Raw genomic sequence first — 19823 nt, 5'->3', positions numbered from 1 at the left:
AATGCGCGCGGCCGTAGGATGAAATCCCTAAGGGTGCTCACAGAAGTGCGCGGTGAAAGTTGTCCAAGACTAGAGCTTGCACCGTTTTTTTTGCTGCCGAATTGACGGCGATTTTTTGACATCGATTTGCTGAATGTTTGATCCTCACCGCACAGGCCGAAGAGCGGGTGTGGATATTCTATCTAGACCAGATTTGATCATGGATCCAATTGGAAGTCAAAGAAGATAAACTTTGATGAATCGTTTCATCTAATTTTGCTTTTGAAGCAAAATATAGTGTTTTCAATTCGTAACTTGTAACTGAATTTTAGGGGTGTGGTGCGACTTAATATGTCGCACCCGGATTGCCTGCTTGATCTGCTTAATGCTGTATAAGTGATTCTCATGTTGAAAAAAACTCAACGGCCTAGTGGGGAGAGCGTGGCCCGTGCGCGAGCAAAATTAGCGCGAGGTCTGAAAATGATTTCAAGCGTTGTACGTTTTAGCATTGGACAACGCTTTTGCTAGCGAGTGGCTGCAGCTTGTTAATTTTTTCTTGCGTTGGCGAGCGTCTTGCGCGCGCTTTGTATACTGTTTTTAATGCTGGTTGACCTTGGTTTCTACGCTTTCCGTACACACGATCCTCATAATAGGTTTCGTCAATCGTGTGGTAGATGATCGAGTTTGGTACTTCGTTGTCATCGAAGCCTACCTCAAGTTTGGCGAGTGCCTCGGTGCGCCATTTCCTAGACCGGTTAGCATGAGGAGGGGTTGATATAATAATTTGTACAATTCGTATTTGCTCATCCCGTTGACAGCATTCCAGAAAATCCAGGAGCGCCCGCGGGGTCGCCAGCAATATTACGCCGAAGGTGAGCTTGGGGTCCCCTTGTTGCTTAGTATGAACCTGGAAGAATGTTTCGCTAGTATCAACTCTAGGCCAACTCTTGTGGCTGGGGTCAACCTTGCCTATAAGAGTGATGACCTCTTCCTGGGGATCTGAAACAAACACGGCTTGAAACCTCAATCGAAACGGAGACGGAGTGGGTCGTACTGATTATTTAGGAGTACAACGAATTTTCTCATATATGCTGTATGCAGCATAGCGTTTGAGTCCACATCAGGGCTTTATCGTTCCTTTTGTGGGTAACAAGATGGAACGCAAGTTGGCTTTTGGCTCCGCGCTTAAGGAGGTGCGGGTACGAAAGGAGATCGCACAAGAGCAGCTGGGGGCGAGCCAATCCTTCGTTTCCACAATTGAGCGTGGCATTCGCAGTCCAACGATCGAAAAAATGGAAGAATTTGCGGAGCGACTAGGAGTGAATCCTGCGACCCTGATTGTCTTGATGCAGGTCGGTCAGGAGGGCGATGTGGACGAGCTTCTGGCAAAAATCCGGGATGAAATCAGAGCGCTGAAGCGGGTAGGGGTTTAGCCGTTCTTCGGCTTATACGAAAAAGCCACCTTGGCCTTTGCGGTTCAGGTGGCTTTTTTCATTTCATGCGCTTATTTGGTGCGAGAATTCGGAAAACTTGAAATTTGTTCGGTTCTCGCTGAAAAATAAGGGTGTTGTTGCAGGATTTCGCCTTGAGGCTTTGCCATGACTGCGTTTTTACAGCCTTTGAATGATAAGGAAATGAACCGGCTTGATGGTTTTCTGCTCAAGTACGGCAATGGTGAAGCCATCCTGACGCTGTCCGAGCTGGATGGCTTTCTGGTGGCGCTGGCCAGTTCACCGGTGCGGCTCACGCCTAACGAATGGTTGCTCGAGGTGACCGGTGGCCGCGAGCCACGCTTCAAGAAGTCGGCCGAAGCCGAGGCCGAGGCCTTCTCGGCGTTGTTGATGCGTTACATGAACAACGTGGCGGGCGAGTTGAGCGAAGCGTGTGATGACTTCGAACCGTTGTTTCTTGAAGATGAGTCCGAGCCTGAGCCGCAGATGGTGGTCGATGAATGGTGCTTCGGCTACCTGCGTGGCGTGCAGGTAGCGCGTTGGCCGGCGTTGCCGCCCGTGCAGGCGGCGCACCTGGAGGCGATCGCGCTGCATGGGCTGGAGGACAACATCGACCAGGTCGAAGCCTTGCAGCCGCAGCAGCATGACGCCTCGATCGAGGCGATCGTGATCGGTTTGCGGGCGTTGTATGGGTTTTTCGATTCGCAGCGCGCTTGATCTTCAGCGACCCTTTTCGCCGGCAAGGCCGGCTAAGGGCTGCAGGGCAGCACCAATCCCGTTGCAATCACAGGTTATCGATGACCCTGCACGTACTGTTCGTGTGTACCCAGAACCGCCTGCGCAGCCCCACGGCTGAGCAGGTATTTGCTGACTGGCCAGTGATGTTGAAGGATCTGCTTTGGCTGGAAAATCGCTAAAGAAGCACGAAAACGGCTCTGATCCATCGCGCAGGGAGAGATAACCCGCAAGGTAAGCAAAACTTCAACGCCTGAGAAAAAGTCGGGCATAAAAAAGGCTGCCTTCCGGCAGCCTCCTTTCGCAGCATAAAACCGGGACATCAATCCCAGCTCAACGCCCCGCCCGTCTGGTATTCAATAACCCGCGTCTCGAAGAAGTTCTTCTCTTTCTTCAAGTCCATGATCTCGCTCATCCATGGGAACGGGTTGGTGGTACCTGGGTACTCTTCCTTCAGGCCGATCTGCGACAGGCGACGGTTGGCGATGAACTTGAGGTAGTCCTCCATCATCGCCGCGTTCATGCCCAGCACGCCGCGCGGCATGGTGTCACGGGCGTATTCGATCTCCAGCTGGGTACCCTGCAGGATCATCTGCGAGGCCTCTTCCTTCATCTCGGCATCCCACAGGTGCGGGTTTTCGATCTTGATCTGGTTGATCACGTCGATACCGAAGTTCAGGTGCATCGACTCGTCACGCAGGATGTACTGGAACTGCTCGGCAACGCCGGTCATCTTGTTGCGACGGCCCATCGACAGGATCTGGGTGAAGCCGCAGTAGAAGAAGATGCCTTCCAGTACGCAGTAGTAGGCGATCAGGTTGCGCAGCAGCTCCTTGTCGGTCTCGACGGTGCCGGTGTCGAACTCCGGGTCCGAGATGGCACGGGTGTAGCGCAGGCCCCAGGCGGCCTTTTTCGCGACCGAAGGGATCTCGTGGTACATGTTGAAGATCTCGCCTTCATCCATGCCCAGCGATTCGATGCAGTACTGGTACGCGTGGGTGTGGATCGCCTCTTCGAACGCCTGGCGCAGGATGTACTGGCGACACTCCGGGTTGGTGATCAGGCGGTACACGGCCAGCGCCAGGTTGTTGGCAACCAGCGAGTCGGCGGTGGAGAAGAAGCCCAGGTTGCGCATGACGATGCGACGCTCGTCGTCGGTCAGGCCTTCCGGGGTCTTCCACAGGGCGATGTCCGCGGTCATGTTGACCTCTTGCGGCATCCAGTGGTTGGCACAGCCATCCAGGTACTTCTGCCAGGCCCAGTCGTACTTGAACGGGACCAGCTGGTTGAGGTCGGCGCGGCAGTTGATCATGCGCTTTTCGTCAACCGCTACACGGGCAGCAGAGCCTTCCAGCTCGGCCAGGCCTTCGGCGATGTCGAGGTCGTCCAGGGCCGCCTTGGCGCGCTTGACCGCGTCGGAGTCGGCAGCGGTCACTACACGGGCTTCCTGCGCGGCAACACCGCCAGCGCTGTCGAGCTTGTCGATGCCCGCTTCAGCCGCTTGAGAGGCGGTTTGACCTTTGGCGGCGACTTCGCCGTCTTCGTTTTCGAATTCGTCCCAGCTCAGCATGATGGGTCTCCTGCTTGAGGGCCATAAAGAGTATGGCCGGTTGGATCTTGGTTGCGCTGCTCGCGGTTAGGGTACTGCTGTGCACGCAAAATCTTGGAATGCTTCCGGGGGCTCAGCCCCTCGGGGAGGTCGGGGTAGCCCGACCCGGGGATTGTGCAAAAGGGCCGGTGGTTTCACCGGCCCCTTCGCTGGCAAGCCAGCTCCCACAGGGGAGCGGCGCCATCAGGCCTTATTGGCAGGCTTCGCAGTCCGGCTCGTCGATCGCACAGGCTTTAGGCACTGGCGCTGGCGCCGGGGCAGCCTGCACCGGCGCACTGTCGCCACCGCTGGACACGGCGTTCAGCTTGCCGGTGCTGATGGTCGACTTCTCGGTGCTGGTCGCGGCCAGGGCACGGAGGTAGTAGGTGGTTTTCAGGCCACGGTACCAGGCCATGCGGTAGGTCACGTCCAGCTTCTTGCCCGAAGCACCTGCAATGTACAGGTTCAGCGACTGCGCCTGGTCGATCCACTTCTGACGACGGCTGGCCGCGTCGACGATCCACTTGGTCTCGACTTCGAACGCGGTGGCGTACAGGTCTTTGAGCTCTTGCGGGATACGCTCGATCTGCTGCACCGAACCATCGTAGTACTTCAGGTCGTTGATCATGACCGAGTCCCACAGGCCACGGGCCTTCAGGTCGTGGACCAGGTACGGGTTGATCACGGTGAATTCGCCCGACAGGTTCGATTTCACGTACAGGTTCTGGTAGGTCGGCTCGATCGACTGCGACACGCCCGTGATGTTGGCAATGGTCGCGGTCGGCGCGATGGCCATGATGTTCGAGTTGCGAATGCCTTTCTGCACACGGGCACGAACCGGTGCCCAGTCCAGGGATTCGTTCAGGTCGACGTCGATGTACTTCTGGCCACGTTGCTCGATCAGGATCTGTTGCGAATCCAGCGGCAGGATGCCCTTGGACCACAGCGAACCCTGGAACGTCTCGTAGGCACCGCGCTCGTCGGCCAGGTCGCAGGACGCCTGGATCGCGTAGTAGCTGACCGCTTCCATCGACTTGTCGGCGAACTCGACGGCAGCGTCCGAACCGTACGGGATGTGCTGCAGGTACAGTGCGTCCTGGAAGCCCATGATGCCCAGGCCCACAGGGCGGTGCTTGAGGTTCGAGTTGCGCGCCTGCGGCACCGAGTAGTAGTTGATGTCGATCACGTTGTCGAGCATGCGCACGGCGGTGTTGACGGTGCGTTGCAGCTTGGCGGTATCGAGCTTGCCATCATTGATGTGGTTCGGCAGGTTGATCGAGCCCAGGTTGCAGACCGCGATCTCGTCCTTGTTGGTGTTCAGGGTGATCTCGGTGCACAGGTTCGAGCTGTGCACCACGCCCACGTGCTGCTGCGGCGAGCGCAGGTTGCACGGGTCCTTGAAGGTCAGCCATGGGTGGCCGGTCTCGAACAGCATCGACAGCATCTTGCGCCACAGGTCTTTGGCCTGGACGGTCTTGAATACCTTGATCTTGTTGTACTCGGTCAGCGCTTCGTAGTACTCGTAGCGCTCTTCGAAGGCCTTGCCGGTCAGGTCGTGCAGGTCTGGCACTTCGTTCGGCGAGAACAGGGTCCACTTGCCGTCATCGAAGACACGCTTCATGAACAGGTCAGGGATCCAGTTGGCGGTGTTCATGTCGTGGGTACGACGACGGTCATCACCGGTGTTCTTGCGCAGCTCGATGAATTCTTCGATATCCAGGTGCCAGGTTTCCAGGTAGGCGCAGACCGCGCCCTTGCGCTTGCCGCCCTGGTTGACCGCAACGGCGGTGTCGTTGACCACTTTCAGGAAGGGTACGACGCCCTGGGACTTGCCGTTGGTACCCTTGATGTAGGAGCCCAGTGCACGCACAGGGGTCCAGTCGTTGCCCAGGCCACCGGCGAACTTGGACAGCATGGCGTTGTCGTGGATCGCGTGGTAGATGCCCGACAGATCGTCCGGCACGGTGGTCAGGTAGCAGCTCGACAGCTGCGGGCGCAGGGTGCCGGCGTTGAACAGGGTCGGGGTCGAGGCCATGTAGTCGAACGACGACAACAGGTTGTAGAACTCGATCGCACGGGCTTCCTTGTCGCTTTCTTCCAGCGCCAGGCCCATGGCCACACGCATGAAGAACACCTGCGGCAGTTCGAAGCGCACGCCATCCTTGTGGATGAAGTAGCGGTCGTACAGGGTTTGCAGGCCCAGGTAGGTGAACTGCTGGTCGCGCTCGTGGTTGATCGCCTTGCCCAGACGCTCCAGGTCGAAGTCGGCCAGTGCCGGGTTCAGCAGTTCGAACTGCACGCCCTTGGCGACGTAGGCCGGCAGCGCCTTGGCGTACAGGTCGGCCATTTCGTGGTGGGTGGCGCTGTCGGCGACTTCCAGGAAGCTCAGGCCTTCGGCACGCAGGGTGTCCATCAGCAGGCGGGCGGTCACGAACGAGTAGTTCGGCTCGCGCTCTACCAGGGTACGGGCGGTCATCACCAGGGCAGTGTTGACGTCCTTGATGGCCACGCCGTCGTACAGGTTCTTCAGGGTTTCGCGCTGGATCAGTTCGCCATCGACTTCGGCCAGGCCTTCGCAGGCCTCGGTGATGATGGTGTTCAGGCGGTTCATGTCCAGCGGCGCGAAGCTGCCGTCGGCCAGGCTGATGCGGATGCTCGGGTGCGGTTGTACCGAGGCGTCTTCGTTGGTGCGGGTGGCACGTTCCTTGGCACGCTGGTCACGGTAGATCACGTAGTCGCGGGCCACTTTCTGCTCGCCGGCACGCATCAGGGCCAGTTCGACCTGGTCCTGGATCTCTTCGATGTGGATGGTGCCGCCCGACGGCATGCGACGCTTGAAGGTGGCGGTGACCTGTTCGGTCAGGCGGGCGACGGTGTCGTGGATGCGCGACGAGGCGGCGGCAGTGCCGCCTTCAACTGCGAGGAACGCTTTGGTGATGGCCACGGTGATCTTGTCGTCGGTGTAGGCGACGACAGTGCCGTTACGCTTGATCACGCGCAGTTGGCCCGGAGCGGTAGCAGCCAGATCCTGGTTCGAATCGGCCTGCGGCGCCAGGGCCTGCGGGTTCTCGCGAGTTGTGTCGGTTTGCATGGGTGTCTCCACGTTCTCTATGTTTGTTCAGATGCCTTGTGGGCATCCACCGTTCCGTCCGAAAGCTCGAGCACTGGCCCGCCAACGCATCACGCGCCTGGCTGGGCAGGGTGTACCGGCTTCGGACAGATCAGGAAAAAGGGGCAATCGCTTGCCGCTCCCTGGCCGAAGTCAAAGGTCCTGGGCCGCGGCCCAAAAACGGTTGCTGACGGGGTTGAACCTGCAACACCCGTACCCGAAACAAGACCCGTGGCGGGTTTGCATCGGTCGCCTCCGCAGGAGCGGTTTGGCTGCGAATCTGGATCAAAGTTCAAGCAAAAAAAGCGTTGTGCAAGGCTTGAGTTGTTTGCTCGACTTGTGCTTGGGTTTTTTCGTCAAAACCCAACATGTAGTGTTTTGTCGCGCTGGGGATACAAGATAATGCGGTATCGGGGGTATTGCAAGGCAGCCCCCTGTGGATAACATGTGTGTAGATTGTGAGTGATTTGGGGCAAAGCCTTGTAGGCCGCGTCTCACCGCCATTCCACCGTTGGTCACTCTTTTTTTTGCCCGGTCAGCACGTCGCAGGGGCATTTTTAAGGGCGCGAACCCTATCACAAAAAACGCACTTGTCCAGCCGAATTGGCGCGGCTTTTTCCGGCGCCTGGCAGTGGTAGTATCGCGGGCCCATGTTGCCCTTTGTCGAAGGGCTGCCCCCACATTATAAAAAGCCCAGCGAGGTGCCCCGTGGAGCCGTCCAGCAGTCAGGTGTTGATCGTCGAGGATGATGAGCGTCTAGCCGAGCTGACCCGTGACTACCTGCAGGCCAACGGCTTCGAGGTGGCGGTGGAGGGCGACGGTGCCAGGGCGGCGGCGCGCATCATCGCCGAGCAGCCGGCGCTGGTGATCCTCGACCTGATGCTGCCTGGCGAGGATGGCCTGAGCATCTGCCGCAAGGTGCGCGCGCAGTACCCCGGGGTGATCCTCATGCTGACCGCGCGCAGCGACGAGCTGGATCAGGTGCAGGGGCTGGACCTGGGCGCCGACGACTATGTGTGCAAGCCGGTGCGTCCGCGCCTGTTGCTGGCGCGCATCAACGCGTTGCTGCGCCGCAGCGAGGCACCCGCACCGGGCGCCGAGCGCCAGAGCCTGCAGTTCGGCCCGTTGCGCGTCGACAACACGCTGCGCGAAGCCTGGCTGGGCAGCGCCGGTATCGAGCTGACCAGTGCCGAGTTCGACCTTTTATGGCTGCTGGTGAGTAACGCCGGGCGCATCCTGTCGCGCGAGGAGATCTTCACTTCCCTGCGCGGCGTGGGCTACGACGGCCAGGACCGCTCCATCGACGTGCGCATTTCGCGTATCCGCCCCAAGATCGGCGACGACCCGATCCACCCGCGCATGATCAAGACGGTGCGCAGCAAGGGCTACCTGTTCGTCGCCGAAGCCGCCGTCGCCCTGGGCCAGGCGGAATGAACTCGATCTTCCTGCGTATCTATGGCGGCATGCTTGCCGCCCTGGTGCTGGTGGCGGTACTCGGGGTGCTCAGCCTGCACCTGCTCAACGAGGTGCGCGCCGAGCAATACCGCGAACGCCTGGCCCACGGCACCTTTACCCTGATGGCCGACAACCTGGCACCCATGAGCGAGGTGGAGCGTACCCGCGCCCTGGCGATGTGGGAGCGCCTGCTGGGGATTCCGCTGGCGCTGGAGCCGGTCGAGCAGGCCGGCCTTGAGGGCGGCCAGCGTACCCGCCTGCAACGTGGCCAGGTGCTGGTAGAACGCACCGGGCCGCATGCGGCGCGGGTACTGCGCCAGGTCCGCGGGCACAACCTGCTGCTGACCGGCGAGGTGCAGCAGATCAGCGAGCAACTGGCCCGCGCCACCATCTATCTGCTGGCCGACGAGCTGGTGCGTTACCCGGTCGGCGAGCAGCCGCGGCGCCTGGCCGAACTCAAGCAGAGCAAGGGCTTCGGGTTCGACCTGCGCCTGCTCAGCCTCGACCAGACCGACATGGACGATGACCAGCGCCGCCGGGTCGACGAGGGCGACACGGTGATGGCACTGGGCAAGGACGGTGATTCGATTCGTGTGTTTGCCGGCATGGTCGCCACGCCCTGGGTGCTGGAAATCGGCCCGCTGTACCAGATGAACCCTTACCCGCCGCAGTTGCTGGTGTTGATCGCCGCGCTGGGGCTGTGCCTGATCGGCCTGATCGTGTACCTGCTGGTGCGCCAGCTGGAGCGGCGCCTGTCGGGGCTGGAGGTGGCGGCCACGCAGATCGCCCAGGGCAGCCTGGAGGTGCGCGTGGCGGCCGATGACGCCGACTCGGTAGGGCGCCTGGCGGCGGCCTTCAACCATATGGCCGAGCACCTTCAGCAATCCTTGACCATGCAGCGCGAGCTGGTGCGGGCGGTGTCCCATGAGCTGCGCACGCCGGTGGCGCGCCTGCGCTTCGGGCTGGAGATGATCGAAAGCGCCAGCAGCGAACAGGCCCGTGAAAAATACCTGCTGGGCATGGACAACGATATCCAGGACCTCGACCGGCTGGTGGACGAGATGCTCACCTATGCGCGCCTGGAGCAAGGCGCGCCGGCGCTGAATTTCCAGCGCGTCGACCTGGATGCCTTGCTCGACCAGGTGATCGCCGAGCTGGCGCCGCTGCGCCGCGAGGTGCGCGTGCTGCGCGGGCCGTGCCAGGTCGGTGAGCAGGGGGCCTGGGTGGAGGCCGAGCCGCGTTACCTGCACCGCGCCCTGCAGAACCTGGTGAGCAACGCCATGCGCCATGCCGAATCGCAGGTCAGCCTGAGCTATCAGTTGGGCACCCAGCGCTGTCGCATCGATGTCGAGGACGACGGCCCCGGCGTGCCGCAAGCGGCCTGGGACCGTATCTTCACGCCGTTCACCCGGCTCGATGACAGCCGCACCCGTGCCTCGGGCGGTCACGGCCTGGGGTTGTCGATCGTGCGGCGGATCATCTACTGGCATGCCGGGCGCGCCCTGATCGGCCAGAGCGAACGCCTGGGCGGCGCCTGTTTCAGCCTGAGCTGGCCGCGCCAGCCTGCACAGGGGCACGGCGATGACACTGACGCTGGCTGAGCTGCTCACCGCGCAGCGCTTCGACGCGCTGCTGCTGGGGCTGTATGGGCCCCAGTTGATGCCGGCGCAACGGCCGGTGCTGGTATCGCAATGGTCCAAGTACTATTTCAGCCTGCTGTGGCGCGAGGCGCTGGCGGGGCAGGCGCCGCTGCTGGCGGCCACGCTGGCGCTGGACGGGCGTGGGCTGCCTGTTGCGGTATCGGCCCAGGTGATGGGGGCTGGCGTGGCCGAGGTGCTGGAGCAGCACCTGCCCTGGGTGGTTGCTCGACTGGCAACGCTCGGTGATGTGCCGGCGGCGGTGCTGTGGGGCAATGCCGGTGACTGCCTCGAGCAATTGGCCGGCGAGCAGCCGGTGGTACGCCAGCTGTTGGAAACCCCGGGCAATCCTCTATATGCCGCGGTGCGCCACGACGCTCAGGGGCGACGTGTCAGGCGCACCTGTTGCCTGAGCTACAAGGTGGCGTGGGTCGGGCACTGCGAGCACTGCCCGCTCTGAGCGCGGGGTTCAGACGCTGACCAGGCTCAGCAGCTGATCACCTTGCACACTGAACTGGCCGCTGATCTCGCGGCCGTGGTGCCACTGTGCCGACAGGTCGGTGAGCAGGCGCAGGCGTGCGCTGCCGTCGCTGGACCATTCGATGATTTCGGCGTGCTCGAAATAGAAGCGCTTGAGCGCGATCGGGTACAGCGCCTTGAACAGGCTTTCCTTGAGCGAGAAGGTCAGGGTGGCGGTCAGGCTGAGCTGGCTGCGGTCCATGCGCTCGAGCTCTGCGGCGGTGAGTATTTCGCCCGCCAGGCGCTCGGCACGCTCGTCGCCCAGCAGGTTTTCCTGATCCAGGCCCAGGCCCTGGCAGTCGCTGGCGTGGGCCACCACCGCGGCGGCCCAGCCTTTGCCATGGGTGATCGAGCCGCTGATGCCGGTTGGCCAGATCGGTGCACGGTCGTCGCCGGTGGCGGGCAGGTAATCGCGCCCGTCCAGGCGTTGCAGGGCGGTGCGGGCGCACACGCGGCCGGCCAGGTACTCGGCCTGGCGCTTGGCCACCGAGCGTTGCAGGCTTGGGGTCTGTTCGATGGCGGCGCGCTGGAAGTCGTCGGCGGCGAGGTTGGCCGGGTCGAAGGCGCAACTGACCAGCACCGCACCGGGGACCGGGTGGGGCAGGGGCCAATGGTGCTGGAGCGGGGCGCAGCAGAGCGGGAGTCGGTTCATGGGCGTTATTGTGCCGGGGGTGTGGCGCAGGTGCCAGTGGTGCTGGCGTTTTGCGTTGACCGTACTGGCCTCTTCGCTGGCAAGCCAGCTCCCACAGGTACAGCGTGCTATCAAAGGCAGCGCAGAGCCTGTGGGAGCTGGCTTGCCAGCGAAGAGGGCCTTCAGTCGAACACCTTCTTCAGGAACGCCTGCAAATCAGCCCACGAGCGTTCATCCGCCGCCTTGTTGTACCCGATATCCGGCCCACCATGCTCGCCATGGCTCAAGCGGTCGGCATCCGGGTTGGTAAAGCCGTGCTTGGCCCCCTCGATGCTGACGAACTGATAGTTGGCGCCCGCCTTGTCCATCTCCTGCTTGAACGCGGCCACCTGCTCGGGCGTGACCATGCTGTCGTTGGTCCCATGCTCCACCAGCACTGGCGTCTTCACGCTGTTGAGCGTTGCCGGGGTGTCGGTGACCAGCGCCCCATGAAAGCTCGCCACCCCCGCCAGCGCTTCACCCCGGCGCGCGGCATCCAGCACTACCTTGCCGCCGAAGCAGTAGCCGATCGCGGCGATCTTTTCGGCGTCGGTCTGCGGCTGGATCTTCAGCAACTCGACCCCGGCATCGAAACGTGCGGCGGCTGCCTTGGGGTCCTTGAGTGCCGCCTGCATGAACTTGCCGGCATCGGCCGGGTGCTCGGTCTGCTTGCCGTCGCCATACATGTCGATGGCCAGGGCGCTGTAACCCAGGCCGGCGAGGTCGCGCGCGCGGCGCTTGGCATAGTCGTTCAGCCCCCACCACTCATGCACCACCACCACGCCCGGGCGTTGGCCCTCAACGGCATCGTCATAGGCGTAGTAGCCCACCAGGCGCTTGCCGTCGGCGTCCTGGTAAGCGATTTCGCGGGTCTGCACGGCAGCCTGGGCAAGCCCCGTAGCGCCGATCAGGGCAAGTGCGAGCAAGTAACGCATGGTCGATTCTCCTTGTTTTCCAGGTTGTGCGTGTCGTTCAGCCGGTGTTCAGGTGGCATTCAGCGGCGGTTCAGGGCGCCCTGCTTACTCTAGCTTCCACACCAACACCGCGCATCACTCTGGAGTACACACGTATGAAAAGCCTCAATACCCTGCTGATTGCCATGACCGTGCTGGGTGCCAGCTCCCTGGCCCAGGCCGCCGATACCACCTTCGCCGGCCTCACCTACGGCCAGACCAGTGACAAGATCAAGAAGTCCGGCCTGCTTGGCAGCAACGTCGACCACCTCAACACCGACGGCATCATCAGCAAGGATGGCACCTGGGGTGCACGCCTCGGCCAGCAGAACGACCAGGGCCGTTACTACCTCACCTACGACAACGTCTCCAACAACCACAGCGGCCTGAAGATGCGCCAGGAAAACCTGCTGGGCAGCTACGATGTGTTCTACCCGCTGGGCAGCAGCACCAAGGCCTTCGGTGGCGCCAGCCTGGGCGTGACCAAGCTCAGCCAGGAATCTTCCGGCTACAGCCGTGACACCGACACCGGGTATGCCTACGGCCTGCAGGCCGGCCTGTTGCAGCAGGTCAGCGACAACGCCTCGGTCGAGCTGGGCTACCGTTACCTGCGCAGCAACGCCACCACCGAGCTGTCCGAGCATGACGGTGCCAAGCTGGGTGCTCTGCGCCTGAAAAGCAGTGCGCAAACCTACCTGTCGGCCAACTACCTGTTCTGAGTGGCGCGCATCACCCGAACCGGCCCGCATTGCGGCCGGTTCGCTGTTATTCTGCCGCCATGCGGCGTGATGCCCGGCCAGGCCGGCCGGGCCTGGTTGGGGAGGAGCGTATGAAACTGCTGGTGGTCGAGGATGAAGCCCTGTTGCGTCATCACCTGCACACCCGTCTGAGCGAAACCGGGCACGTGGTGCAAGCGGTGGCCAACGCCGAGGAGGCGTTGTACCAGGCCGAACAGTTCCATCACGACCTGGCCATCGTCGACCTGGGCCTGCCGGGCATGAGCGGCCTCGACCTGATCCGCCAGTTGCGCAGCCAGGACAAGACCTTTCCCATCCTGATCCTCACCGCCCGCGGCAACTGGCAGGACAAGGTCGAGGGGCTGGCGGCGGGCGCCGACGACTACGTGGTCAAGCCGTTCCAGTTCGAAGAGCTGGAGGCGCGCCTGAACGCGCTGTTGCGTCGTTCCAGCGGGTTTACCCAGTCGACCATCATTGCCGGCCCGCTGCGCCTGGACCTGAACCGCAAGCAGGCATTGCTTGACGAGCAACCCCTGGGCCTGACGGCGTATGAGTACCGCATCCTGGAGTACCTGATGCGTCATCACCAGCAGGTGGTGGCCAAGGACCGATTGATGGAGCAGCTCTACCCCGACGACGGCGAGCGTGACCCGAATGTCATCGAGGTGCTGGTCGGGCGCCTGCGGCGCAAGCTTGAGGGCGACAACGGCTTCAAGCCGATCGACACCGTGCGCGGCCTGGGCTACCTGTTCACCGAGCGCTGCCGATGATTCGTTCGCTGCGCCTGCGCCTGATGCTGGCCGCGGCGGTACTGGCGCTGCTGTTCATGCTGGCGCTGCTGCCGGCGCTGCAGAAGGCCTTCAGCCTGGCACTGCAGGAGTCCATCGAGAAGCGCCTGGCCTCGGACGTGACCACGCTGATCTCGGCGGCGCGCATCGAGGGCGGCCGGCTGCAGATGCCGGTGTTGCTGCCGGACGAGAAATTCAACCTGCCCGACAGCCGCCTGCTTGGCTATATCTATGATCGCCAGGGCAACCTGGTGTGGCGCTCGCGGGCCACCGCCGAAGAGAACATCAACTACACCCCGCGCTATGACGGGCGCGGCAACGAGTTCGCACGTATCCGCCAGGACCATGGCGAGGAGTTCTTCGTCTACGACGTCGAGGTCAAGTTGCTGGGCGGCAAGAGCGCGGCGTTCAGCATTGTCGCCCTGCAGCCGGTGCGCGAGTACCAGCAGACCCTCAATGGCCTGCAGGAAAAGCTCTACCTGGGCTTTGGCGCAGCCTTGCTGGCCTTGCTGCTGCTGCTCTGGGCCGGCCTCACCTGGGGGTTGCGTTCATTGCGGCGCATGAGTGTGGAGCTGGACGAGGTCGAGTCGGGCGCCCGCGAAGGCCTGAGCGCCGAGCACCCCCGTGAGTTGCTGCGTCTGACCGGCTCGCTCAACCGCCTGCTGCGCAGCGAACGCGAACAGCGCGGGCGTTACCGCGACTCGCTGGACGACCTGGCCCACAGCCTGAAAACGCCCCTGGCCGTGTTGCAAGGGGTCAGCGAAAGCATGGCCCAGCGCGATACCGAACGCGAGCAGGCCAGGGTGCTGCAAAGCCAGATCGAACGCATGAGCCAGCAGATCGACTACCAGTTGCAGCGCGCCAGCCTGCGCAAGAGCGGCCTGGTGCGTCACCGGGTGGCGCTGCGTCCGTTGCTCGACAGCCTGTGCAGCACGTTGGCCAAGGTCTACCGCGACAAACAGGTGCAGGTGACGTACGCGGTGCCCGAGCAGGCGCTGGTGCCGATGGAGCAGGGCGCCTTGCTGGAACTGCTCGGCAATCTGCTGGAAAACGCTTACCGCCTGTGCCTGGGTCAGGTCCGCATCAGTCTGCATGTCAGCGACGCTGTGCTGGAACTGTGCGTCGAAGACGACGGCCCCGGTGTGCCGCCTGGTCAGCGCGAACGCATCCTCCAGCGCGGCGAGCGCCTGGACCGCCAGTACCCTGGCCAGGGCATCGGCCTGGCCGTGGTCAAGGACATCATCGAAAGCTACGACGCCCACCTCACCCTGGATGACTCGCCGCTGGGCGGCGCGGCCTTTCGCATTCGCTTCCCACTCGACTGAGTATCGCCAAGCCTGGCAGTGGGCGGATTACCGCCATTCTATTGCCCGATATTTCGACTCTGGGCGGAAATCCGCCAACCGGCACGCCAGGCTTGCTGTCCAAGCGTGCAAAAAATCCCCATGAATACAGGCTTTGCACTGCTACAGCGCATTCTGGCATCAGGCTTGCTATTGACTCAGCAGAGTTCTGCCACGCAGCTCGACAAAACAAATCCCTCCAGTGCAGGAGGGTTCGCGCTTTAGGTACCGCTCACCTCCTGGGAAGGATGGGGTCGGTACATTGAGGAAATAGCCATGACGACGCGTCAGCCGCTGTACAAATCGCTGTATATCCAGGTGATCGTAGCCATCACCATCGGTATCTTGCTGGGTCACTTCTATCCGGAAACCGGCGTGGCGCTCAAGCCACTGGGCGACGGGTTCGTCAAACTGATCAAGATGGTCATTGCCCCGATCATCTTCTGTACGGTAGTCAGCGGCATCGCCGGCATGCAAAGCATGAAGTCGGTCGGCAAGACCGGCGGCTACGCGCTGCTGTACTTCGAAATCGTCTCGACCATCGCCCTGGTCATCGGCCTGGTCGTGGTCAACGTGGTCAAGCCGGGTGCCGGCATGCACATCGACGTGACCACCCTCAACGCCAGCAGCGTGGCTGCCTATGCCGCCGCCGGCGCGCAGCAGACCACCATCGGCTTCCTGCTCAACATCATCCCTAACACCGTGGTCGGCGCGTTCGCCAACGGCGACATCCTGCAAGTGCTGATGTTCTCGGTGATCTTCGGTTTCGCCCTGCACCGCCTGGGTGCCTACGGCAAGCCGCTGCTGGACCTGATCGATCGCTTCGCGCACGTCATGTTCAACATCATCAACATGATCATGAAGCTGGCGCCGGTCGGTGCCTTCGGTGCCATGGCCTTCACCATCGGCCAGTACGGCGTGGGTTCGCTGGTGCAGCTGGGCTACCTGATGGCCTGCTTCTACATCACCTGCCTGCTGTTCATCCTGGTCATTCTGGGCGGTATCGCCCGTGCGCACGGCTTCAGCGTGCTCAAGCTGATCCGCTACATCCGTGAAGAGCTGATGATCGTGCTGGGTACTTCCTCGTCCGAGTCGGCCCTGCCACGCATGCTGGCCAAGATGGAGCGCCTGGGTGCGAAGAAATCGGTCGTCGGCCTGGTGATTCCTACCGGCTACTCGTTCAACCTGGACGGTACCTCGATCTACCTGACCATGGCTGCGGTGTTCATCGCCCAGGCCACCGACACGCCGATGGACATCGGCCACCAGATCACCCTGCTGCTGGTGCTGCTGGTGGCTTCCAAAGGTGCTGCTGGCGTGACCGGTAGCGGCTTCATCGTATTGGCCGCGACCCTGTCGGCCGTAGGCCACCTGCCGGTTGCCGGCCTGGCGCTGATCCTGGGTATCGACCGCTTCATGTCCGAAGCGCGTGCCCTGACCAACCTGATCGGTAACGCGGTTGCCACCGTCGTGGTTGCCAAGTGGGTCAACGAGCTGGACGAAGACAAGCTGCAATCGGAGCTGGCTTCCGGTGGTGCGCCGCTGATCGATACCCGTCCTACCGATGACCTGGGCGTGGCCGAAGGTGCTGTGCGCCAGAGCTGAGGTTAGCCTGTAACGCCAAAAGCCCATCTTCGGATGGGCTTTTTTGTGCCTGCTGTGCTGGCCCCTTCGCTGGCAAGCCAGCTCCCACAGGTACAGCGGTAATTCCAAGGCCTGCGCATATCCTGTGGGAGCTGGCTTGCCAGCGAAGCTTTTACTCCACCCGCGTCTCGCCAGTGAACACCAGGGCCTGCCGACACCGCCGGCACAGGTACCGCCGCCCCTGGCGCACCAGCCCATGGCGTTGCGCCGAGAACGGAAAGTCACTCCCTGCACAGGGGCACTTGTAGATATAGCGCGTCACGCTACGGCGCTTGACCGCATAGTTGTGGCAGCGATTGGGCGGCAGTTCATACACCCCGCGCATGATCAATTGCCACTCTTGCCCGTGGGGTTGAATGTGATCGCCGAACAACTGGTGCGCTACCAGGTGCGCGACCTCGTGGGGCACGGTCTGCTTGAGGAAGTCTTCACTGTTTTCACGGTACAGCTGCAGGTTGAAGCGCAGCAGGTTCTCGTGCAGGTGCGCGACACCGGCCTTCTGCCCGCGCAGCTTGAAACTCACTTCGGGGCGCAGGAAGGTGCGTTTGAAAAAACGTTCGGCTTGCTGGTAACAGCGTTCGACGCGGGTAGTGAGCAGCTCTGGCATAACGGTTGAATACTCCTGGCCGACAATTATGCCGCAACCCGGGCGGCGTTGCCGAGACCGCTGGTCCACACAGCATCAGGCCGCCTTGCGGCGGCCTGATGGGTACAACCCCTATGTTGGCGTATTTTCTAGTTGGTGTAGACGGGCCCCACGCCCAGTCCCCAGACGATCACGGTGAAGGCCATGATGGCGACCAGCACCACCAGCCCCACCGCCAGCACCGAACTCGAGAACAGAAAGCCTTCATCGGAAGGGATGTTCATGAAGGTCGGCAAACCGACGTACAGCAGGTAGACCGTGTAGCAGATGGCCGCCGTGCCGACGATCATCCCCAGCCACAGGTGCGGGTAAAGCGCCGCCAGGCCGCCGATGAACAGCGGGGTGGCGGTGTAGGTGGCAAACGCGATGCATTGGGCCATGCTCGGGGTGGCATCGTAGGTGCGTGCCATCCAGTGGATGAAGGCGCCCATCACCGCCACGCCGCCGAGCATGGCCAGGTACGACATCACGGTCATCCAGATCGCGCTGTCGACCGTGAGCATGACCGGTGCGCGGTTGCCGATCACCCAGCCGACCTGGGTGGTGCCGATAAAGGCCGAGACGGCGGGGATCGCCGCCAGGATCAAGGTGTGGGTCAGGTACATGTGGCTGATGGTTTCGTCTTCGCCACGGATTTCTTTCCATTCCTGGTCAGGATGGGTGAACAGCCCCAGAACGTGATGGATCATGCCAGTCACTCCCTCGTTGTTGCCATCGCCCCCCAGCGGAGCGCGTACACGGCCCAGAGGTTGGGCCTGACGGGATCAGGTCACGCTTGCTGTGGCCTTATGACGCAGTATAGGAAGGCGTTCGCCGCACAAACCCGCTTTTTTAGAGCAAATCGCGCTGTCAGGCGCGCCCTTGATTCCCTTGCAGTCTTTATCGGATGGGCCTACGCGCAGGCGGGGTTTATGCGTAAAATGTGCGGCTTTTGTCACACCTCGCGGATTCAAGCGCTATGGGCACCCTCTCGGTCAACCAGAACAAACTGCAAAAACGCCTGCGTCGCCTCGCAGGCGAAGCCGTCGCCGACTTCAACATGATCGAGGAAGGCGACAAGGTCATGGTCTGCCTGTCCGGCGGCAAAGACAGCTACACCATGCTCGATGTGCTGCTGCACCTGCAGAAGGTGGCACCGATCAAGTTCGACATCGTCGCGGTGAACATGGACCAGAAGCAGCCGGGGTTCCCCGAGCACGTGCTGCCGGCGTACCTGGCGACGCTGGGCATCGAGTACCACATCGTCGAGAAGGACACCTACTCGGTGGTCAAGGAACTGATCCCCGAGGGCAAGACCACCTGCTCGCTGTGCTCGCGCCTGCGTCGCGGCACGCTGTACACCTTTGCCGACGAGATCGGTGCGACCAAGATGGCCCTGGGGCATCACCGCGACGACATCGTCGAGACCTTCTTTCTCAACATGTTCTTCAACGGCACGCTCAAGGCCATGCCGCCCAAGCTGCGTGCCGACGACGGGCGCAACGTGGTGATCCGCCCACTGGCCTACTGCGCCGAGAAGGACATCCAGGCCTATTCGGACATGAAGGAATTCCCGATCATCCCGTGCAACCTCTGTGGTTCGCAGGAGAACCTGCAGCGCCAGGTGGTCAAGGACATGCTGGTGGAGTGGGAGCGCAAGACGCCCGGGCGCACCGAGAGCATCTTCCGCGGCCTGCAGAACGTGGTGCCGTCGCAGCTGGCGGACCGCAACCTGTTCGACTTCACCAACCTGCGCATCGATGAAAACGCCGCCCCGCGTTTTGTCGATGTACTGAATATCTGACGGGTATGCGCGATTATCAGTGGCTGCATGAATTCTGCCTGAACCGTTTCGGTTCGGCGGCGGCGCTCGAGGCGCACCTGCCCGAGGCGTTCAGCCCGGCGCAGTTGCGCCAGATCAGCGATGACCGTTACCTCTCGACCATGGCCCTGCGGGTGTTTCGCGCGGGGCTCAAGCACAGCCTGGTGGATGCCAAGTGGCCGGCGTTCGAGCAGGTGTTCTTCGGTTTCGACCCGGAAAAGGTCGTGCTGATGGGGGCCGAGCACCTGGAGCGCCTGATGCAGGACACCCGCATCATCCGTCACCTGGGCAAGCTCAGGAGCGTGCCGCGCAATGCGCAGTTCATGCTGGATATTGCGAAGGAACATGGCAGTTTCGGTGCGTTCATCGCCGACTGGCCGGTGACCGATATCGTCGGTTTGTGGAAGTACCTGGCCAGGCACGGCAACCAGATGGGCGGGCTGTCGGCGCCGCGCTTCCTGCGCATGGTGGGCAAGGACACCTTCGTGCCCACCAATGACGTGGTGGCGGCGCTGGTGGCGCAGGATGTGATCGACAAGCAGCCGACCAGCCAACGCGACCTGGCCACGGTACAGCAGGTGTTCAACCAGTGGCATGCCGACAGTGGGCGGCCGCTGTGCCAGTTGTCGATGATGCTGGCGTATACCGTCAACCATTGAGCTTTGTGTTGCCCCCCTTCGCTGGCAAGCCAGCTCCCACAGGTTCTGCGCTGCCGTTGAGAGCACTGCATATGCCTGTGGGAGCTGGCTTGCCAGCGAAAGGAGCGCC

18 protein-coding genes and 1 pseudogene are annotated in these 19823 nt (G+C 62.1%); 12 read left to right on the top strand and 7 right to left on the bottom strand.

Annotated elements, in window-relative coordinates; genetic code table 11:
* Positions 1-481: 481 nt before the first annotated feature.
* On the bottom strand, positions 482-991 hold the full coding sequence (locus tag KUO17_RS20830) for a hypothetical protein (RefSeq protein ID WP_217977396.1): 510 nt from the start codon (positions 989-991) through the stop codon (positions 482-484).
* A gap of 142 nt (positions 992-1133) precedes the next feature.
* Between KUO17_RS20830 and KUO17_RS20825 the strand changes: the two genes are divergently transcribed.
* The 3 genes and pseudogenes from KUO17_RS20825 to KUO17_RS26980 all read left to right on the top strand — a co-directional run.
* Positions 1134-1412: a helix-turn-helix domain-containing protein gene (locus KUO17_RS20825; protein WP_082421369.1), complete on the top strand. Its 279-nt coding sequence runs from the start codon at positions 1134-1136 to the stop codon at positions 1410-1412.
* 165 nt (positions 1413-1577) lie between these two features.
* Positions 1578-2147, top strand: a complete 570-nt coding sequence (locus tag KUO17_RS20820) for a UPF0149 family protein (RefSeq protein WP_255263704.1) — start codon at positions 1578-1580, stop codon at positions 2145-2147.
* A gap of 80 nt (positions 2148-2227) precedes the next feature.
* Positions 2228-2308, top strand: a pseudogene (locus tag KUO17_RS26980) (arsenate reductase/protein-tyrosine-phosphatase family protein); the annotation flags it as partial.
* 179 nt (positions 2309-2487) lie between these two features.
* On the opposite strand, the gene KUO17_RS20815 reads toward KUO17_RS26980, so the two are convergent.
* The gene (locus KUO17_RS20815; RefSeq protein WP_217977394.1) at positions 2488-3735 is read right to left on the bottom strand and encodes a ribonucleotide-diphosphate reductase subunit beta; all 1248 of its coding nucleotides are present in this window, start codon (positions 3733-3735) and stop codon (positions 2488-2490) included.
* Positions 3736-3964: 229 nt separating this feature from the next.
* Positions 3965-6844 (bottom strand): ribonucleoside-diphosphate reductase subunit alpha, encoded by a 2880-nt coding sequence (locus tag KUO17_RS20810; protein WP_217977393.1) that lies wholly within the window; start codon positions 6842-6844, stop codon positions 3965-3967.
* 726 nt (positions 6845-7570) lie between these two features.
* On the opposite strand from KUO17_RS20810, the gene KUO17_RS20805 reads away from it, so the two are divergent.
* From KUO17_RS20805 to KUO17_RS20795, 3 genes are read left to right on the top strand one after another with little or no spacing between them, the layout of a single operon-like run.
* Positions 7571-8296: a response regulator gene (locus KUO17_RS20805; RefSeq protein ID WP_217977392.1), complete on the top strand. Its 726-nt coding sequence runs from the start codon at positions 7571-7573 to the stop codon at positions 8294-8296.
* A complete protein-coding gene (locus tag KUO17_RS20800; RefSeq protein WP_217977391.1) occupies positions 8293-9918 on the top strand; it encodes an ATP-binding protein in 1626 nt (541 codons plus the stop codon). The genes KUO17_RS20805 and KUO17_RS20800 overlap by 4 nt, the downstream gene beginning before the upstream one ends.
* Positions 9899-10414, top strand: coding sequence for a (2Fe-2S)-binding protein (locus tag KUO17_RS20795; RefSeq protein WP_217977390.1), 516 nt, complete (start codon positions 9899-9901; stop codon positions 10412-10414). Before KUO17_RS20800 ends, KUO17_RS20795 begins: the two co-directional genes overlap by 20 nt.
* A 9-nt stretch (positions 10415-10423) precedes the next feature.
* On the opposite strand, the gene KUO17_RS20790 is transcribed toward KUO17_RS20795, so the two are convergent.
* Both KUO17_RS20790 and KUO17_RS20785 read right to left on the bottom strand, forming a co-directional pair.
* Positions 10424-11125 carry a 4'-phosphopantetheinyl transferase family protein gene (locus KUO17_RS20790; RefSeq protein WP_217977389.1) on the bottom strand — a complete coding sequence of 234 codons (702 nt, stop codon included), beginning with the start codon at positions 11123-11125 and terminating at the stop codon, positions 10424-10426.
* Between the two features lie 161 nt (positions 11126-11286).
* Positions 11287-12078 carry a dienelactone hydrolase family protein gene (locus tag KUO17_RS20785; protein ID WP_217977388.1) on the bottom strand — a complete coding sequence of 264 codons (792 nt, stop codon included), beginning with the start codon at positions 12076-12078 and terminating at the stop codon, positions 11287-11289.
* Between the two features lie 134 nt (positions 12079-12212).
* Between KUO17_RS20785 and KUO17_RS20780 the strand changes: the two genes are divergently transcribed.
* From KUO17_RS20780 to KUO17_RS20765, 4 genes are all read left to right on the top strand, one after another.
* Complete coding sequence (locus tag KUO17_RS20780; RefSeq protein ID WP_217977387.1) at positions 12213-12815, top strand: hypothetical protein; 603 nt, start codon at positions 12213-12215, stop codon at positions 12813-12815.
* 110 nt (positions 12816-12925) lie between these two features.
* Positions 12926-13603: a response regulator gene (locus tag KUO17_RS20775; protein ID WP_217977386.1), complete on the top strand. Its 678-nt coding sequence runs from the start codon at positions 12926-12928 to the stop codon at positions 13601-13603.
* A complete protein-coding gene (locus KUO17_RS20770; protein WP_217977385.1) occupies positions 13600-14946 on the top strand; it encodes an ATP-binding protein in 1347 nt (448 codons plus the stop codon). Before KUO17_RS20775 ends, KUO17_RS20770 begins: the two co-directional genes overlap by 4 nt.
* Before the next feature lie 294 nt (positions 14947-15240).
* Positions 15241-16569, top strand: coding sequence for a dicarboxylate/amino acid:cation symporter (locus tag KUO17_RS20765; RefSeq protein ID WP_217977384.1), 1329 nt, complete (start codon positions 15241-15243; stop codon positions 16567-16569).
* Positions 16570-16720: 151 nt separating this feature from the next.
* Here KUO17_RS20765 and KUO17_RS20760 read toward each other — a convergent pair whose 3' ends face one another.
* Complete coding sequence (locus KUO17_RS20760; RefSeq protein ID WP_217977383.1) at positions 16721-17215, bottom strand: SprT family zinc-dependent metalloprotease; 495 nt, start codon at positions 17213-17215, stop codon at positions 16721-16723.
* A gap of 128 nt (positions 17216-17343) precedes the next feature.
* Positions 17344-17943 (bottom strand): Yip1 family protein, encoded by a 600-nt coding sequence (locus KUO17_RS20755; RefSeq protein WP_163944059.1) that lies wholly within the window; start codon positions 17941-17943, stop codon positions 17344-17346.
* A gap of 269 nt (positions 17944-18212) precedes the next feature.
* Here KUO17_RS20755 and ttcA point away from each other — a divergent pair, with 269 nt between their 5' ends.
* Together ttcA and KUO17_RS20745 are read left to right on the top strand one after the other, a co-directional pair.
* Positions 18213-19037: a tRNA 2-thiocytidine(32) synthetase TtcA gene (gene ttcA / locus KUO17_RS20750; RefSeq protein WP_217977382.1), complete on the top strand. Its 825-nt coding sequence runs from the start codon at positions 18213-18215 to the stop codon at positions 19035-19037.
* Between the two features lie 5 nt (positions 19038-19042).
* The gene (locus KUO17_RS20745; RefSeq protein ID WP_217977381.1) at positions 19043-19714 is read left to right on the top strand and encodes a DNA-3-methyladenine glycosylase I; all 672 of its coding nucleotides are present in this window, start codon (positions 19043-19045) and stop codon (positions 19712-19714) included.
* Positions 19715-19823 lie beyond the last annotated feature (109 nt).

It is taken from the genome of Pseudomonas aegrilactucae, from assembly GCF_019168305.1.
GTDB classification, from domain to species: domain Bacteria; phylum Pseudomonadota; class Gammaproteobacteria; order Pseudomonadales; family Pseudomonadaceae; genus Aquipseudomonas; species Aquipseudomonas aegrilactucae.
Note: the sequence above shows the minus strand (reverse complement) of the source record. Positions and strands in the feature narration are given on the sequence as shown.

Bases quoted from the DNA above. Each gene is read 5' to 3' on its own strand.
- KUO17_RS20825 (WP_082421369.1), top strand. From the start codon at position 1,134: ATGGAACGCAAGTTGGCTTTTGGCTCCGCGCTTAAGGAGGTGCGGGTA.
- KUO17_RS20820 (WP_255263704.1), top strand. From the start codon at position 1,578: ATGACTGCGTTTTTACAGCCTTTGAATGATAAGGAAATGAACCGGCTT.
- KUO17_RS20815 (WP_217977394.1), bottom strand. From the start codon at position 3,735: ATGCTGAGCTGGGACGAATTCGAAAACGAAGACGGCGAAGTCGCCGCC.
- KUO17_RS20810 (WP_217977393.1), bottom strand. From the start codon at position 6,844: ATGCAAACCGACACAACTCGCGAGAACCCGCAGGCCCTGGCGCCGCAG.
- KUO17_RS20800 (WP_217977391.1), top strand. From the start codon at position 8,293: ATGAACTCGATCTTCCTGCGTATCTATGGCGGCATGCTTGCCGCCCTG.
- KUO17_RS20795 (WP_217977390.1), top strand. From the start codon at position 9,899: ATGACACTGACGCTGGCTGAGCTGCTCACCGCGCAGCGCTTCGACGCG.
- KUO17_RS20790 (WP_217977389.1), bottom strand. From the start codon at position 11,125: ATGAACCGACTCCCGCTCTGCTGCGCCCCGCTCCAGCACCATTGGCCC.
- KUO17_RS20785 (WP_217977388.1), bottom strand. From the start codon at position 12,078: ATGCGTTACTTGCTCGCACTTGCCCTGATCGGCGCTACGGGGCTTGCC.
- KUO17_RS20780 (WP_217977387.1), top strand. From the start codon at position 12,213: ATGAAAAGCCTCAATACCCTGCTGATTGCCATGACCGTGCTGGGTGCC.
- KUO17_RS20775 (WP_217977386.1), top strand. From the start codon at position 12,926: ATGAAACTGCTGGTGGTCGAGGATGAAGCCCTGTTGCGTCATCACCTG.
- KUO17_RS20770 (WP_217977385.1), top strand. From the start codon at position 13,600: ATGATTCGTTCGCTGCGCCTGCGCCTGATGCTGGCCGCGGCGGTACTG.
- KUO17_RS20765 (WP_217977384.1), top strand. From the start codon at position 15,241: ATGACGACGCGTCAGCCGCTGTACAAATCGCTGTATATCCAGGTGATC.
- KUO17_RS20760 (WP_217977383.1), bottom strand. From the start codon at position 17,215: ATGCCAGAGCTGCTCACTACCCGCGTCGAACGCTGTTACCAGCAAGCC.
- KUO17_RS20755 (WP_163944059.1), bottom strand. From the start codon at position 17,943: ATGATCCATCACGTTCTGGGGCTGTTCACCCATCCTGACCAGGAATGG.
- ttcA (WP_217977382.1), top strand. From the start codon at position 18,213: ATGGGCACCCTCTCGGTCAACCAGAACAAACTGCAAAAACGCCTGCGT.
- KUO17_RS20745 (WP_217977381.1), top strand. From the start codon at position 19,043: ATGCGCGATTATCAGTGGCTGCATGAATTCTGCCTGAACCGTTTCGGT.